Origin of the sequence: Sphingomonas phyllosphaerae (genome assembly GCF_029623345.1) — a bacterium.
In the GTDB taxonomy this organism is placed as follows: domain Bacteria; phylum Pseudomonadota; class Alphaproteobacteria; order Sphingomonadales; family Sphingomonadaceae; genus Sphingomonas; species Sphingomonas phyllosphaerae_C.
The window spans coordinates 1-14,569 of record NZ_JAPYKH010000028.1 but is presented as its reverse complement, the minus strand read 5'-3'; the positions used below and the strand labels follow the sequence as shown (position 1 = coordinate 14,569).

At 70.2% G+C, this 14,569-nt stretch carries 13 protein-coding genes; 9 read left to right on the top strand and 4 right to left on the bottom strand.

What is annotated here, in order from left to right; all coding sequences use genetic code 11:
* Window positions 1-36: 36 nt before the first annotated feature.
* Window positions 37-2,583, top strand: coding sequence for a hybrid sensor histidine kinase/response regulator (locus QBJ89_RS18440; protein WP_277981933.1), 2,547 nt, complete (start codon window positions 37-39; stop codon window positions 2,581-2,583).
* A 34-nt stretch (window positions 2,584-2,617) separates the two neighbouring features.
* Here QBJ89_RS18440 and QBJ89_RS18435 read toward each other — a convergent pair whose 3' ends face one another.
* On the bottom strand, window positions 2,618-2,962 hold the full coding sequence (locus QBJ89_RS18435) for a hypothetical protein (RefSeq protein WP_277981932.1): 345 nt from the start codon (window positions 2,960-2,962) through the stop codon (window positions 2,618-2,620).
* Window positions 2,963-3,099: 137 nt separating this feature from the next.
* Between QBJ89_RS18435 and QBJ89_RS18430 the strand changes: the two genes are divergently transcribed.
* The 4 genes from QBJ89_RS18430 to QBJ89_RS18415 all read left to right on the top strand — a co-directional run bounded on the left by QBJ89_RS18430 (window position 3,100) and on the right by QBJ89_RS18415 (window position 4,758).
* Window positions 3,100-3,240 (top strand): hypothetical protein, encoded by a 141-nt coding sequence (locus QBJ89_RS18430; protein ID WP_277981931.1) that lies wholly within the window; start codon window positions 3,100-3,102, stop codon window positions 3,238-3,240.
* Entirely contained in the window at window positions 3,237-3,611 is a 375-nt protein-coding gene (locus QBJ89_RS18425) for a hypothetical protein (protein WP_277981930.1), read from the top strand. The genes QBJ89_RS18430 and QBJ89_RS18425 overlap by 4 nt, the downstream gene beginning before the upstream one ends.
* 184 nt (window positions 3,612-3,795) lie before the next feature.
* Entirely contained in the window at window positions 3,796-4,005 is a 210-nt protein-coding gene (locus QBJ89_RS18420) for a hypothetical protein (protein ID WP_277981929.1), read from the top strand.
* Between the two features lie 60 nt (window positions 4,006-4,065).
* Window positions 4,066-4,758 carry an HAD family hydrolase gene (locus QBJ89_RS18415; RefSeq protein ID WP_277981928.1) on the top strand — a complete coding sequence of 231 codons (693 nt, stop codon included), beginning with the start codon at window positions 4,066-4,068 and terminating at the stop codon, window positions 4,756-4,758.
* A gap of 169 nt (window positions 4,759-4,927) precedes the next feature.
* Here the strand turns inward: QBJ89_RS18415 and QBJ89_RS18410 are convergent, their stop codons facing one another.
* On the bottom strand, window positions 4,928-7,255 hold the full coding sequence (locus QBJ89_RS18410) for a TonB-dependent receptor (protein ID WP_277981927.1): 2,328 nt from the start codon (window positions 7,253-7,255) through the stop codon (window positions 4,928-4,930).
* 400 nt (window positions 7,256-7,655) lie between these two features.
* On the opposite strand from QBJ89_RS18410, the gene QBJ89_RS18405 reads away from it, so the two are divergent.
* The 4 genes from QBJ89_RS18405 (at window position 7,656) to QBJ89_RS18390 (ending at window position 12,370) form a co-directional block, all read left to right on the top strand.
* Window positions 7,656-8,048 carry a hypothetical protein gene (locus QBJ89_RS18405; RefSeq protein ID WP_277981926.1) on the top strand — a complete coding sequence of 131 codons (393 nt, stop codon included), beginning with the start codon at window positions 7,656-7,658 and terminating at the stop codon, window positions 8,046-8,048.
* A gap of 21 nt (window positions 8,049-8,069) precedes the next feature.
* Window positions 8,070-9,389 carry a cystathionine gamma-synthase family protein gene (locus tag QBJ89_RS18400; RefSeq protein ID WP_277981925.1) on the top strand — a complete coding sequence of 440 codons (1,320 nt, stop codon included), beginning with the start codon at window positions 8,070-8,072 and terminating at the stop codon, window positions 9,387-9,389.
* A 97-nt stretch (window positions 9,390-9,486) separates the two neighbouring features.
* Window positions 9,487-9,642, top strand: a complete 156-nt coding sequence (locus tag QBJ89_RS18395; RefSeq protein ID WP_277981924.1) for a hypothetical protein — start codon at window positions 9,487-9,489, stop codon at window positions 9,640-9,642.
* 166 nt (window positions 9,643-9,808) lie between these two features.
* Window positions 9,809-12,370: a TonB-dependent receptor gene (locus QBJ89_RS18390; protein ID WP_277981923.1), complete on the top strand. Its 2,562-nt coding sequence runs from the start codon at window positions 9,809-9,811 to the stop codon at window positions 12,368-12,370.
* Between the two features lie 167 nt (window positions 12,371-12,537).
* Here QBJ89_RS18390 and QBJ89_RS18385 read toward each other — a convergent pair whose 3' ends face one another.
* Both QBJ89_RS18385 and QBJ89_RS18380 read right to left on the bottom strand, forming a co-directional pair.
* The gene (locus tag QBJ89_RS18385) at window positions 12,538-13,869 is read right to left on the bottom strand and encodes a HAMP domain-containing sensor histidine kinase (RefSeq protein WP_277981922.1); all 1,332 of its coding nucleotides are present in this window, start codon (window positions 13,867-13,869) and stop codon (window positions 12,538-12,540) included.
* 2 nt (window positions 13,870-13,871) lie between these two features.
* The coding region (locus QBJ89_RS18380) for a response regulator transcription factor (protein ID WP_347342840.1) at window positions 13,872-14,569 on the bottom strand (698 nt) is incomplete at its 5' end.

The window sequence follows — 14,569 nt, the reverse complement described above, 5'->3', positions numbered from 1 at the left end:
TCGGGAAGTTAACCATAGGCCGTTAGCCGAAAGGCGATGCGCCGCTCGCCTGTTCTCGCCTCGCTGATGGGTTCCGGGCCCTCGCTCGTCGCCGGCTTCACTTTGCTGCTGAGCTGCGGGTGCAGCGCCGCGCTGCTCGCGGTGCAGAGTCGCTCCGCCTTCGCCTGGGTGCAGCACACGTTTGAGGTCGGGGCCGCGCTCGACACGGTGCAGATCGAAGCGATGCGCGCCGAAATCAACCGGCGCGGCTATGTCATGACCGGCGACGAGGCGCAGCGCGCCACCTACGTGCGATCGGTCGCTCACGCGCGGCCGGCATTGGCGCGGCTCGAGCGGATGGTGGCGGACAATCCAGCGCAGCGCGCCAATGTCGCGGCGCTGCGCGGTCGACTGAACGGTCGCTTCGACGAGATGGCGCTGGCGGCGCGCTGGCGCGACCAGGGCCGCACCGCCGCCGCCACCGCGCTCACCGGCTCGGCGACCGGCAAGCGCGAGACCGCGATCGTGGTCGCGGCGCTGGCCCGTGTGCGCGACGCCGAGCAGCGCCTGCTCACGACGCGCAAGGCACGCACCGCACGGCTGGAGCGGCTCGGGATCGCGACCGGCCTCGCCAGCGCCACGCTGCTGCTCACGCTCGCCGCCTTCGTGCTGCGCGAGCGACGTCGCCAGTTCGCCAACCTGGAGCGCACGCACGCGCGGCTCGAGCACGACATGCGGCTGCGCGAGCGTGCCGAGGCTGAGCTGGCGCTCCTCGCCGACAACGCCACGGACGCGGTGATCCGGCTTGGGCGCGACGGCCTGTGCCTCTACGCTTCGCCGTCGGCGCAGGAGACGTTCGGCGTCGCGCCCGCGGCGCTGATCGGCGAGCCGCTTCACCAGTTCATTCACCGCGATGACCGCGGCGCGGTGTCCGCCAGCTTCGCTCGGCTGATCGCGGGCGAGGCGCTGCGCGACGTGGTGACCTGCCGGCAGGCACCGCGCGCGGTCGACGACGGGGGCGAAGGCGAGGAGACGCCGCGCTGGCTGGAGGCGAGCGTGCGCGCGATCGTCGATGCGCCGGGTCGGCCGCCGCGCGGCGTGATCGCGGCGGTGCGCGACATTACAGTACGCAAACGGCTCGAGCTGGCGCTGGAGGCGGCGCGCGCCAGCGCCGAGGTGGCGACCCAGGCCAAGTCGAGTTTCCTCGCCAACATGAGCCACGAGATCCGCACGCCGATGAACGGCGTGCTCGGCTTCACCGACCTGCTGCTCGCCGCCGCCCCGACCGAGCAGCAGCGGCGTTGGCTCGAGCTGATGGCCGATTCGGGCCACGCCATGATGCGGCTGCTCAACGACATTCTCGATCTCGCCAAGGTCGAGGCGGGCGAGATGCGGCTGAACGAAGAGCCGCTCGACCTGCGCCACGTGCTGCGGCGCTGTGTCGGGCTGATGACCGCGGTGGCCGAGCAGAAGGGATTGACGCTGCGGCTCGAGCTCGCGCCCGCACTGCCGCCGCGTCTGCTCGGCGATCCGCTGCGTTACCGCCAGATCGTGCTCAACCTGCTCGGCAACGCGATCAAGTTCACCGCCGCGGGCGAGGTGGTGGTGCGCGCCGACGTGGGCGACGGGCGCCTGCGCGTCAGCGTGGCCGACAGTGGGATCGGGATCGCGCCCGAGAGGCTCGGCGCGATCTTCGAGGAGTTCGCGCAGGCGGACCGCACGACCGAGCGGCATTATGGCGGGACCGGCCTGGGACTGGCGGTGAGCGCGAAGATGGCGGCGCTGATGCGCGGCGCGCTCAGCGTCGCGAGTGCGCCGGGCCAGGGCGCGACCTTCACGCTCGACGTGCCGCTGCGTGCCGTTGCGTCCGCCGAAGATGCTGCGCTTCCCGACCCAACCCCGACCCCGGCGGGAGCGATCGGGGGCGTGCGCGTGCTGATCGCGGAGGATCACGACGTCAACCAGGAATTGGTGCTCGCGGTGGTGCGCCAGATCGGCCTCGACGCCACGCTGGTGAGCGACGGCGACGAGGTACTGCCCGCGATCGCCGCGGGGATCGCGGCCGGGCAACCTTATGCGCTGGTGCTGATGGACATGCAGATGCCGCGGATGGACGGCCTCGAGGCGACGCGGCTGCTGCGCGCCGCCGGGCATGACGCCGCGACGCTGCCTGTCGTGGCGCTGACCGCCAACGCCTTCGTCGACGACGTCGCGGCCTGTCGCGCCGCGGGGATGCAGGCGCATGTCGCCAAGCCGCTGCGCGCGAAAGAGCTGGCCGAGACGGTCGCACGCTTCGTCGCAGTGCGGCCGGCGCCCGCGTCGTCATCGCCGACGATCAGCCCGGCGCTTCGAGCGCGCTTTGCAACGAGAACCGAAGCGACCTTCAAAGCGCTCGAGTCGTTGGCGGGCGGGGGCGAACAGCCGGACGAGGCGCTTGACGGCCTACACAAACTGGCCGGCACCGCGCGCTTGTTCGGTCACGAGCGACTCGGCGAGCTCGCCGCTCTGCTCGAAGAGCGCCTCTCGCGCACGACGCTCGGGGGTGATGAGCTGCGGGCAGCGGTGAGCGAGCTACGCGCGGCAGCGCTCGGCGCGGTGGCGTAGCAACGGGATCGGTCTTCCCGCTCAATAACCAAAGCTAGCGCTCGCCGTCAGCCTTGCCAGTAAGCGGAAGCCCGTCCCCACCGCTGCGGTCGTCCTCGAAGTCCTCGCCGGGGTTGCCGCCGCCCGCGCCCGACCCACTGCCATGGACCTCGCCGGTCGCCGGGTCGAAGGACGCGCGGCGACCGTTCTCGGGTGGCAGCGCCGGGTCGGAGGTCGCGACGCCCGACCCGGCCGGCGCGACCGAGCCGGCCGGCATCTGCTCGCCAAGCCTGCGCTCATCCTCGCGCGTATAACCTTGGCCGAACGTGCCTTCGTCCTTGTCGAACGCTGGCTGGCGGCGGCGCTCGGGATCGGCGGTGGGATGGCGATCGTCGGTCATGGGTGCACAACGCGTGGGCCACGCCGGGCGATCCGTCTTCTATCCTGTCATCGCAGCAAACGGTCGGAGCATGCTCGATGTGGCGGACGGTTTTTTATTATGCTAGGGCGTCGCAATAGCATCACGGAGGTAAGGTGTTGGACCGATATGCGGCGACGATGTCGCGTTCGTGCGCTTCGCTTCGCATGCCGCAGGAGGAGGCGATGATGCGACAGCGCTTCGGCGCCGACTATGACGCCTATGGCGCAACGGTCGGGCGGCGGGGGCCGCGGTCATGAACGTCGCGACGCCGCTCCCCGCCGCGCTGCTCGCGCGCGCGGCGCTTTGTTGGCGTCGCGCCCGCGATCAGCGCGCGCCGGTGCAGCAGCGGCTCTACGCGCTGCTCGCCCCGCTCGGCTATGAGATGATGGCGCCGGTGATCGACAGCATGATGACGCTCGGCGAGGCCTGCCTCGGGCGCCCGCTGTGTCGCGGTTGCCCGTTCGGTTCAGAGCGCGACGAGGCGCTGCTGTGCGCCCTATTCGCCGACCCGGCGCGGCTCGATCGACTGCCGCAGTGTCGCGCCTGTCCCGACCGGCGCTCGCGCGAGCGGCGCGAGCTGTTCGCGGGCGCGTTGAGCTCGGCGCGAGTGATGGCGGCGCTGGCATGAGCGGCGCGTTCTTCGCCCATGTGGCGCCCAGACTCTAAGGCTTAACCGATCGCATGCTGGCGAGCGCCGCCCTCGGCGAGCAATGGGTGCGCGACGATGACCGGCTGCTCGCGGCGGGCGCGGTTATCGCGCTGCTGCTCGACGGCGCGCAGCGGCCCTGGCCGAGGCGGGGCGGCCGCTCGCCTTGTGGCTCGAGGCGCCGCGCGAGTGGCTGGCGACGCTGATCCGCGGCGCGGTCTTCGTGGTACCCGACGCGACCGAGTGCGCGGCCCGGCCGGCGCGGCTCGACGCCGCGGGCGAGCGCAGCCCCTGGCCCTATCGCACCGCGGCGGCGGCGGCGGACTGGGGAACGGCCGAGCGGCTGGCGCGTGACTGGCTCGCCGCGCCCGGCTGACACGCGCCGCGCGCTCGCCTAAGCGCGACGGCGGAGACCTGCTGCCATGATCCGCCTGCCATGACCATCGACCTCGTGTGCCTCGATGCGGACGACACCTTGTGGCACAACATGCGCTTCTTCGACGCCGCCGAGCAGGCCTTCGCCGAGCTGGTCGCCCCCTTCGCCGTGGCGTCAGCTGCGCGCGCGCGGATGGAGGCGATCGAGGTGCGCAACCTCAAGCGCTACGGCTACGGCGCGAAAAGCTTCACGCTCTCGATGATCGAGACCGCGCTGGAACTCGCCGGCGACGACCTGCCCGCGGCGAGCGTGCGGCGGCTGCTCGAGATCGGGCGGACCCTGCTCGACCATCCGGTGGAACTGCTCGACGACGTCGCCGCCACGCTGGAGCGGCTCGCCGCGCGCGCGCGACTGGTGCTGGTGACCAAGGGCGACCTGCTCCACCAGGAGGTCAAGCTGGCCGCTTCGGGGCTGGGGCAATTGTTTACCGGCGTGGAGATCGTCAGCGACAAGCGCGCCGACACGTTCGCCCGGGTGTTCCACCGCTACGGCTGCGCGCCCGAGCGCGCGGTGATGGCAGGCGACTCGATGCGCTCCGACGTGCTGCCCGCGCTCGAGGCGGGGGCGTGGGGCGCCTACATCCCGCAGCCGCTGGCGTGGAGCCACGAGGCCGCCGCGGCGCCGGCGGCGCACCCGCGCTTCCGCCAGCTGGCGCGGCTGGGCGAGCTGCCCGACTGGATCGCGACAATGTGAGGAGGGCGAAGGCCCGCTTCCCTAGTGTCGCTGTTCCCCGGCGCAGGCCGGGGCCCAGTTGGGGGACGTAGCGGGTCGGCCACGACGGCCTCCCCGGCTGGGCCCCGGCCTTCGCCGGGGAACCGATGCGGAAGAGGAGGCGGGATCATCGCCTCCCCTCCCGCGCCCCTCAGTTGAAGCGGCCGGCGAGCGACACGCCGACCACGCGCGGCTCGTTGAACACCGCGGCGTTGTAGTTCTCGATCACGCCCTTGAGGTTCTTCTCGTCGGTGATGTTGCGCGCGAAGGCGGCGATCTCATACTTGCCGTCCGCGGTGGTGTAGCCGACCTTGAGACCCAGCTCGAGGTTGCCGTCGGCGTAGAACTCGCGCGTCTTGTACAGCACCAGGTTGGTGTAACCCTGCACGTTGAGATCGCTCGAGACGAACAGATTGCCCTGGTTCGTCAGCGGGATGTCGTAGCGGACCGCGGCGTCGAGCTGCCAGCGCGGCGCGTTGGGCAGCGGGTTGCCGTCGATCTGCGCCAGCACCGCGGGCTGGCCGAAGATCGTGCGCGTGATCGTCGGGTCCTGCACCGTGCAGGTCACCACGCCGCCGAAGGCACAGACCTGGGCATAGACCTGCTTGTCCTTGATCTCGGTATGGATCGCGCTGCCGCCCAGCGAGAAGGTGATGTTGCGGATCGGCCGCCACTCCAGCTCGGCCTCGACGCCGTATGCATCGGCATGATCGGCGTTGAACAGCACGCCGTTGCCGTCGGCGTCGTTGCCGTTGAGCTGGATGTCCTTGACGCGATAGGTGAAGGCCGTCGCGTTGAGGCGCAGGTTGCCGGTCGGCCGCGACTTCACGCCCGCCTCGTAGGACATGATCGTCTCGGAGTCGGCGGTGGTGAAGGGCGTGTTGAACACCGCCGAGCGCCCCTGGATCGTCGGGCCGCGGAAGCCGCGCGCGACTCGGGCGTAGACGCTGGTGGCATCGTCCAGCTCGTACAGCGCCGACACGTCCCAGCTCGGCTCCTTGCCGGAAAGCTTCACGCTGCGCGGCGCGCTCGCCGGGAAGGTCTCGGCGGTGCCCGCGGCGTTGCGGCCCGAGCGGACCAGCTCGGTGCGCTTGTCGTCCTCGGTGTAGCGCGCACCCGCGGTCAGCGTCAGCCGGTCGGCGAGGCGGTAGCTCGCCTGGCCGAACACTGCCCAGCTGGTGTTGACGTTGTGCAGCCGCACCCAGTTGTTGGGATTGTAGCCGGTCGTGCCCGGGCGCAGGAAGAAGCCGCGCTGGTAGAAGTCGGTGACGTCGCGGCTGTCGAAATAGAAGCCGCCGAACTGCCACTTGAACGCGCCGTCGCCGTTGCTGGCGAGGCGCAGCTCCTGGGTCCATTGGTCGAGGTCGCGGACGCGGCCTTCGCTCTGGCCGAAGCCGGTGCCGCGGAAGTTGACCGCGGCGCCGCCGTCGGTGTCGCCGCGGCTGTAGCCCGAGGTCGTCTCATAGCCGGTGATCGACGTCAGCGTCGCCGCGCCGAAGTCCCAGGCGGCGTTCACCGAGCCGCCATAGGTCTTGTACGCCTGCGGATTGCCGTCCGCCTCGTCCAGCGCGACCTGGTCGCGCGGCTCGCGGTTGATGTTGTTCTGCCCACGCCGCAGCGCGCCGCGGTGGAAGATCGTCGACGTGCCCTCGTAGGAGCGGACATGGCCCGAGACGTTGACCGACAGGTCCTCGGTCGGGGTGAACAGCAGCTGGAGCCGCGCGTCACGCTCGTCGAAGCCGCCGAGCTGGTCGCGCCCGCCGCGCGTGCCGTCCGCGCCGGTTCCCGAGAACGTGTTGTCGACCCAATTGTCGCGGTGCTGGTACAGGCCGGAGAGGCGGATCGCGATCTTGTCCCGCACGATCGGGCCGCCGACGCCGCCGTCGAAGGTGACGGTGTTGTAGCTGCCGTAGGAGGCGTTGAAGCGGCTGTTCCAGCTCTGCCCCGGGCGGATCGTGTCGAACTTGATGATGCCCGCGGTGGTGTTGCGTCCGAACAGCGATCCCTGCGGACCGCGCAGCACCTCGACGTTGGCGACGTCATAGACCGGGTTCGACTTGAGCACGACATGCTCGAGCACGATGTCGTCCTGGATGATCGACACCGGCTGCGACGCGCCGAGGTAGAAGTCGATGTTGCCCAGCCCGCGGATGTAGAAGCGCGGGAAGATGCGGCCGGTGGTCGTCTCGGCATAGAGGCCGGGGACGCGACCGGCGAGCGCCAGCGCGTCCTCGCCGCCGGCCTGGAAGGTGCGCAGCGCGTCGCCGTCGACCACCGCGACAGAGACGGGCACGCGCTGGATGTTCTCGCTGCGGCGCTCGGCGGTGACGACCACCTCGCCCAGCCCGTCGTCCGCATCGGTCGAGCCGGCTGCGGTGGTGTCGGTCGCGGCCGGCACGTTCTGCGCCAGCGCGGGCTGCGCCAGCGCGATGAGGCCGGTGGCGGCGGTGGCGAGCAGGATCGACTTGGGTGAGCGCATGATGTCCTCTTGTCTGTTCGCGGCAAGAGGCATGGGGCGACCCTGCGATGCTGTCAGCACACCGGTTCACCGTCGCACGAGACCCCCTGGCGGCCCCTCGATCCATGCGGCTCCCCCCGCGGGGCACGCGCTAGGACGCGATTGTGTCGAGATCGTGAAATGTTGCGGTCTATTTCTCGGCGAACGCACCGGCTCCTGCGCACGTCTGCACCCAGGACAACGAGCATCCTCCCCTCTGCCCATGGGTCCGGCGTGCGCAGGAGCACGGTTCGGCGCGGTGGTGATCCGTCAAGGAAGCGGCGCGACGCGATCGACTGGCGCCATGCCGGGGCTGTTCCCGACTCGTTGCCTCGTGCGTTAGACTGCCAGCGGGGGCTTCTGAGACGAACGAGGTAAGGTCATGCGTTTCCTCTCCACCTTCGCCGCGGCGGCGCTGCTGAGCGCGGGCGCGATCGCCGCTGTCCCGCGCGACCGCGCGCCCGACGCCGATTATCAGAAGCTGATCGCGGGGAAGACCGCGGGCAAGCCGCAGGAGTGTATCGACACGCGCTTCACCCGACCCGACCTCTCCGCCTACGGCACCAAGCTGGTCTACCGGGTCAGCAACAAGCTGGTCTATGTCAGCGAGACCGGCGGCGGGTGCGAACGGGTGCGCCGCGGCGACGCGTTGGTGACGCGTCAGTTCCAGACGCGGCTGTGCCACGGCGACATCGCGCAGACCGTTGATCTGCCCGCGCGCATTCCCACCGGTAGTTGCGCACTCGGCGCTTTCGTGCCCTACCGGGCGCCGTAAGTATCAGGAGAAACGATCGCCATGGCCGACGAACCCACTGAGCAGGAGCTGACCGGGGTCGAGACCCGCGTCTCGCGCAAGCCCGAGATCGACGCGATCGGCGGTCGCACGCTCAAGCCCGCGACGCTGATGATGGGGCATGGCTATGATCCGACGCTCTCGGAAGGCGCACTCAAGCCGCCGGTGTTCCTCACCTCCACCTTCGTCTTCCCCAATGCGGCGGCGGGCAAGCGCCACTTCGAGGGCGTCACGGGCAAGCGACCGGGCGGCGCCGCGGGGCTGGTCTACTCGCGCTTCAACGGGCCCAACCAGGAGATCCTCGAGGATCGGCTCGGCATCTGGGAGGGCGCGGAGGACGCGCTGACCTTCTCCAGCGGCATGGCAGCGATCGCCACGCTGTTCCTGTCGCTGGTGCGGCCGGGTGACACGATCGTCCACTCGGGCCCGCTCTATGCCGCGACCGAGACGCTGATCGCGCGCGTGCTCGGCCGCTTCGGCGTCCACTGGCTCGATTTTCCCGCGGGCGCGACGCGCGAGGAGATCGACGCCGTGCTGGGCAAGGCGGCGACCGGCCGTGTCGCGCTGATCTATCTGGAGAGCCCGGCCAATCCGACCAACGCCTTGGTCGACGTCGAGGCGGTCGCCGCCAGCCGCGACGCGATCTGGGGCAGTGCCGCGGAGAAGCCGCCGATCGCGATCGACAACACCTTCCTCGGCCCGCTGTGGTCGCAGCCGCTCCAGCACGGCGCCGACGTGGTGGTGTACAGCCTCACCAAATATGCCGGTGGCCACTCCGACCTCGTCGCAGGCGGCGTGCTCGGCTCCAAGGCGGTGATCGACACGATTCGCGCGATGCGCAACACGATCGGCACGATCTGCGACCCCAACACCGCCTGGATGCTGCTGCGCAGCCTCGAGACGCTCGAGCTGCGGATGAGCCGCGCCGGCGAGAATGCCGCCAAGGTGTGCGCCTTCCTGCGCGACCATCCCAAGGTGGAGCATGTCGGCTATCTCGGCTTTCTCGCCGAGGCGGAGGGGCGACAGGCGGACATCTACCGGCGTCACTGCACCGGCGGCGGCTCGACCTTCTCGCTGTATCTCAAGGGCGGCGAAGCCGAGGCGTTCCGCTTCCTGGACTCGCTCAAGATCGCCAAGCTCGCGGTCAGCCTTGGCGGCACCGAGACGCTGGCGAGCCATCCGGCGGCGATGACTCACCTCTCGGTGCCCGACGCGCGCAAGCAGGCGCTGGGGATCACCGACAATCTGGTGCGCATCTCGATCGGCGTGGAGGATGCCGACGATCTGATCGCCGACATGGAGCAGGCGCTGGCGGCGATCTGAGCCGCCGGCGCTCCTTCTAGCCCGCGCGGCACCGCCGGCTCGTCGCGACACGACGCGGCGGCGGGGGGGCGCGCGACGGACCGACGCGGGGCCGGAGGTGCTCGCGGCTTCTCGCGCGCTGGCGGCGGCGAACGACGCGGCGGTGGAGTCCACCGCCGCGGTCGAGCGGCCGGGACAAGGGCTGCGCGACCGGCCGCTACCGGCCGGAGCGGCGCTGTCGGCCAGCCGGCGGCGCGAAGGTTCGTGGCGCTAGTATAGCGGATCGCCGCCAAGTTGATGTCTTCTCCGTGCTAAATAGAGAAAGATGAAAATAGGATGAGATGAAGAAGTCGCCTCCTGTCATGGCTTTGTCACGATAGCGCAGCGCAATCTTCCTATCCGCCCCTCGCAAGGCCAAGGGCCATAGAGGGGTTGAGTTCATGTCGTTTATCACGCGTCGCCGCCTGCACTTGCTCGCCGGCATCGCCGCGCTCGCCGTTCCGGGTCACGCGCTCGCCGCGCCCGCCGGTGCCGCTCCCGCCGCCGCCGCCGCGGCCGACCCGACCGCCGCGCCCGACGCTGCCGCGCCCGATGCGGCGCAGCCCGGCGGGCTCGACGAGGTGGTGGTCACCGCGACGCGGCGCGAGACCAACCTGCAGTCGACCCCGGTCGCGATCAACGTGCTGAGCACGCAGGCGCTGCAGGACCGCCACGTCCAGAGCCTGTACGACCTCGCCGACGGCGCAGTGCCCTCGCTGCGAGTCGCCACCTTCGAGGCGCGTCAGTCGGCGCTGACCGTGGGTATTCGCGGCATCGTCCCGCTCGACGCCAACCAGCCCGCGCGCGAGCAGGGCGTCGGCATCTATATCGACGGCGTCTATCTCGGCCGCCAGCACGGCCTCAACGCCGCATTGTTCGACGTCGAGCGGGTCGAGGTGCTCAAGGGCCCGCAGGGCACGTTGTTCGGCCGCAACACCGAGGGCGGTGCGCTCAACATCGTCACGCGCGCACCGTCGGGCGAGTTCGAGGGCCGCATGCGCGCGGGCATCGGCAATTACGGCGCGTATAACGGTGAGCTGCACCTCGACCTGCCCGAATATCACAATGTCAGCGTCAAGGTGGACGGCGTCGTCCAATACCAGGGCCCGACCACCAAGAACCCGCTGGCCGGCCAGACCGGCTTCAACTATTATGACCGTCGCGGCGGCCGCATCGCGGCGCGCTGGAAGCCCTTCGAGGGGCTGACCAACGACTTCTCCTACGATTACGGACTCGACAAGAACTCGCCCTTCTACAGCCAGCTGCTCAACTACAACCCGAGCGGTTGCACCGCCGGGCCGGTTGCCAACGCACCCAATTGCGTGCTGCCGGGCACCAGCTACAGCACGCTCACCGGCACGGTGAAGCCGCTGCTGCCGGGCGTGGTGGTCAACGGCACCAGCCGGATGAAGGTCGCCGACATCGGCGTGCCGCAGCAGCCCAGCGTCGACCAGACGCACGGCTTCACCAACCTGCTCAAGTACAAGGCCTCGCCCGAGGTGGAGCTGCGCTCGATCACGGCGTGGCGCGGTGTCAACGCGACGCAGTGGGACAATTCGGGCGGCGCGCACCGCACCCCGATCGCCAACCTCACCGCCGCCTGCACCGCAGCGGCGCCGTGCGGGTTCAGCCGCTACAGCCTCGCCGACCTGCACCAGAACCAGTTCAGCCAGGAGTTCCAGGCGGTCGGCACGATCGACCGGTTCGACTATGTCGCGGGGCTCTATTATTTCAACGAGCACGTCACCGATGATGCCGCGACGCCCAACTCGAACGGTGCGGTCGCGGTGCTCAACGCCGCCGGCCAGGTGACCGGCGCCAATTACGTCATCCTCGATCCCTGCCGCGGCTCGAGCGGCTTCGGCTCGCAGCCGGGCTGCCGCTCGATCGACCGCGCCTCGGAAGTGTGGTCGAAGAGCTACGCCGGCTATGGCCAGATCACCTGGAACCCGCTCGACGTGCTCCACCTCACCGCGGGCGGCCGCTACACGCACGACACCAAGCGCGGCGTGCTGCACACGTCGCGCAATGTGAACTATGACGTGAACACCGCGGCGGCGACCGCGGCGGGCTATCAGCCGCTCGACCGCACGTGGAACCGCTTCAACCCGGCGCTCACCGTCGCGTTCGACGTCACCCAGGACGTCCACGCCTACGCCAAATATGCCACCGGCTATCGCGCCGGCGGCGCCAGCTCGCGCACGGCCAATTACCAGTCGTTCGGGCCGGAGGACATCAAGTCCTATGAGATCGGGCTCAAGTCGGATTTCTGGGATCACCGCGCGCGGTTGAACCTCGCCGGCTACATCATGGATCGCAAGAACAGCCAGGTCGACATCAGCTCGATCCAGCCGTTCAACGGCAGCAATTTCAACAATCTGGTGACGATCAACGCACCGGGTAATACCAAGATCAGGGGCATCGAGGCGGATGTGACGCTCAACCCCCTCGATGGACTGACGCTCAACGGATCGTACGCTTACACTTATACCAAGATCCCGCCGGTGCTGATCAATTATACCGCGGGCGGGGCGACGAGCAGCGTCGAGCAGAACTTCTACATCGTCTTCACGCCGCGCAACGCCGCCAGCGGTTCGATCGACTATCGCGTGCCGGTCGGTGAGGGCAGCACCACGTTCCGCGTCCACTTCGACGGCAATTACGCGCAATCGACCCAGGCCTTCGACCAGTTCGCCACACGCGCCGATGCCTCGTTGATCTTCAATGGGCGGATCGCGCTGGCCGACATCACGCTGGGCGAGGGCAAGCAGAAGCTCGAGGTCGCGCTTTGGGGCCGCAACTTGTTCAACGAGCAGTACGTCTATCGTCGCGACCCGTCGAACAGCCTGCCCGCCGCCCCGACCAGCAGCGTGAGCGCGGGGAACATCAACAACGTGCTGGGCGACTACGGCAACTTCAACGCGCCGCGGACCTTCGGGCTGGAGGCGCTGCTGAACTTCTGAAGCGGGGCGGGGGCGGGGGCAGGCGGCTCGGTGACGGCCGCGCGCCAGCCCGTCCCCTCGCTGCCGTCATGCCCCCACTCACTGCCGTCGAAGCGGCAGACCCTGGGATCCGGGCGTTAGCGTGCCGCCGGTCCACCTGAGCCTCGCGGGAAGCCGTCCCCTGTGCGCTACGTCGCCTCGACCCGCAGCGTCATCACCGCCTCCAATCCCGGCGCGGCGTCGGCGAGCGTCAGCGTGCCGCCGTGGAGTCGCGCCACCGCGTCGACCAGCGGCAGCCCGAGCCCATGGCCCGGCCGGTGGCGGCTCGCCTCGAGCCGGCCGAACCGGCGCAGCGCCAGCGCGCGCGCCGCGGGCGGGATGCCCGGTCCGTCGTCGCGCACGCGCAGCGTCGCCGCATCGCCTTCGCGCGCCAGCGTCACCGTCACGCTCGTCCCCGCCGGCGTGTGGTGAAGCGCGTTCTCGATCAGGTTGAGCATCGCCTGGCTGAGCAACTGCGGGTCACCGCGCACCGTCAGCGGCGCGAACGGGCCACCGCTCAGCCGCCGGCCGCGCTCCGCCGCGATCTCGACCAGCGTCTCGCACGCCTGCTCGGCCAGCGCGGCGACGTCGACCGGGCGAAAGCCGGCGCGCCGCTCGCCCGCTGTCACCTCGGCGATGCGCAGGATCGCGGCGAACAGCGCGAGCAGATCGTCGCACGCCGCAAGCACCGCCTCCAGCTCCTCGCCGGACACGCTCGGCCGCTCCGCCAGCTGCGCCAGTCGCGCGCGCAATCGTGCCAACGGCGTGCGCAGATCGTGCGCCACGTCGTTGCTGACCCCGCGCAATTGCTCGACCAGCGCGGCGATGCGGTCGAGTGCGCGGTTGAACGCCTCGGCCTGGTCGGCGAAGGCGCCGCCGCGCGGCGGCACGGGGACGCGCCGACTGAGGTCGCCGTCGATGATCGCCGCGGCGGTGGCGCGCACCTCACCGATGCGGCGACGGACGATCCAGCCGAAGCTGGCGGTGCCCGTGAGCACGACCGTGAGCAGCGTGCCGAAGCCGATCAGATAGAGCCGCACGCGCGTGGCGCCATAGCCGTCGATCGGCTCGGTCTCCGCAATCGTGATCAGCCGCAGCCCGCCGCCCGCGTCGCGTGCCTGGGCGCGGCCGGCGCTCAGCCCGACGATGCCGTCGCGCCGCTTCAGCGTAGTGAAGCCGAGCGGTACCGCGCGCTCCAGCACGACGTTGCCGCCGATCCGGCGCCCGCGCGAGTCCTCCAGTTCAAAGCCGATGTCGCCGGTGTCGCGGCGGCGCGAGAAAGCGTCGACCCGGCGCAGGATCGCGCGCGAATCGCCCGGTGCCACCGCGCTCAGCATCGCGTCGCCGACCTCGCCGATGCGGCGGTCGACCGCGCTCACCACCGCGGCGCGCGACGCGGCGTAGGTGAGGTAACCGGCGAGCACCGCCGCCGCGGCGAAGGCAGCGAGGAAGAACAGGGTCAGCGCGCGCAGCGACGACATGCTCAGGCGCGCAGCATATAGCCGACGCTGCGTTTGGTGACGATCGGGTCGGCCTCCCCGGGCGCGCACAATTTGCGCCGCAGCGAGCGCACCTGGACGTCGACGATGTTGGTGCTGGGTTCGAAATCATACCCCCAGACGCGCTCGATGAGCATCGCGCGCGTGAGATAGCTGCCGGCATGGCGCGCTAGCTCGGTGAGCAGGCCGAACTCGAGCTTGGCGAGATCGAGCGGGCGGCCGTCGCGCCAGGCGCGGTGCTGGCCGGGGCTGACGACGATGTCACCCGCGCGCAGCGTGTCGCCCTCGCGGCCCTCCCGCTGCCAGCCGCGCGCGCGCAGCAGCGCGCGCAGCCGCGCCTCGATCTCGCTGGCGGGCGTGGGCTTGACGACGTAGTCGTCCGCGCCGGCCTCCAGCCCGTCGACTTTCTCATCCGATCGGCCGAGCGCGGAGAGCATCAGGACGGGCAGCGTCTGTCCGCGCTCGCGCGCGTGGCGCACCACTGCGGCGCCGTCCATCTGCGGCAGCATGCGGTCGAGGATCACCGCGTCATAGCGGTCGCGTTCGAGCGCGAGCAAAGCGTCGCGGCCGTTGTCGGCGACGGTCACCTGATGGTCCAGCGCAGCGAGATCCTCGCGCAGCGCGGCGGCATAGTCATGGTCGTCCTCGACGATCAGCAGCTTCATGACGTCCTCGTTGCCGG

Bases quoted from the DNA above. Each gene is read 5' to 3' on its own strand.
- QBJ89_RS18440 (WP_277981933.1), top strand. From the start codon at position 37: ATGCGCCGCTCGCCTGTTCTCGCCTCGCTGATGGGTTCCGGGCCCTCG.
- QBJ89_RS18435 (WP_277981932.1), bottom strand. From the start codon at position 2,962: ATGACCGACGATCGCCATCCCACCGCCGATCCCGAGCGCCGCCGCCAG.
- QBJ89_RS18425 (WP_277981930.1), top strand. From the start codon at position 3,237: ATGAACGTCGCGACGCCGCTCCCCGCCGCGCTGCTCGCGCGCGCGGCG.
- QBJ89_RS18415 (WP_277981928.1), top strand. From the start codon at position 4,066: ATGACCATCGACCTCGTGTGCCTCGATGCGGACGACACCTTGTGGCAC.
- QBJ89_RS18410 (WP_277981927.1), bottom strand. From the start codon at position 7,255: ATGCGCTCACCCAAGTCGATCCTGCTCGCCACCGCCGCCACCGGCCTC.
- QBJ89_RS18405 (WP_277981926.1), top strand. From the start codon at position 7,656: ATGCGTTTCCTCTCCACCTTCGCCGCGGCGGCGCTGCTGAGCGCGGGC.
- QBJ89_RS18400 (WP_277981925.1), top strand. From the start codon at position 8,070: ATGGCCGACGAACCCACTGAGCAGGAGCTGACCGGGGTCGAGACCCGC.
- QBJ89_RS18390 (WP_277981923.1), top strand. From the start codon at position 9,809: ATGTCGTTTATCACGCGTCGCCGCCTGCACTTGCTCGCCGGCATCGCC.
- QBJ89_RS18385 (WP_277981922.1), bottom strand. From the start codon at position 13,869: ATGTCGTCGCTGCGCGCGCTGACCCTGTTCTTCCTCGCTGCCTTCGCC.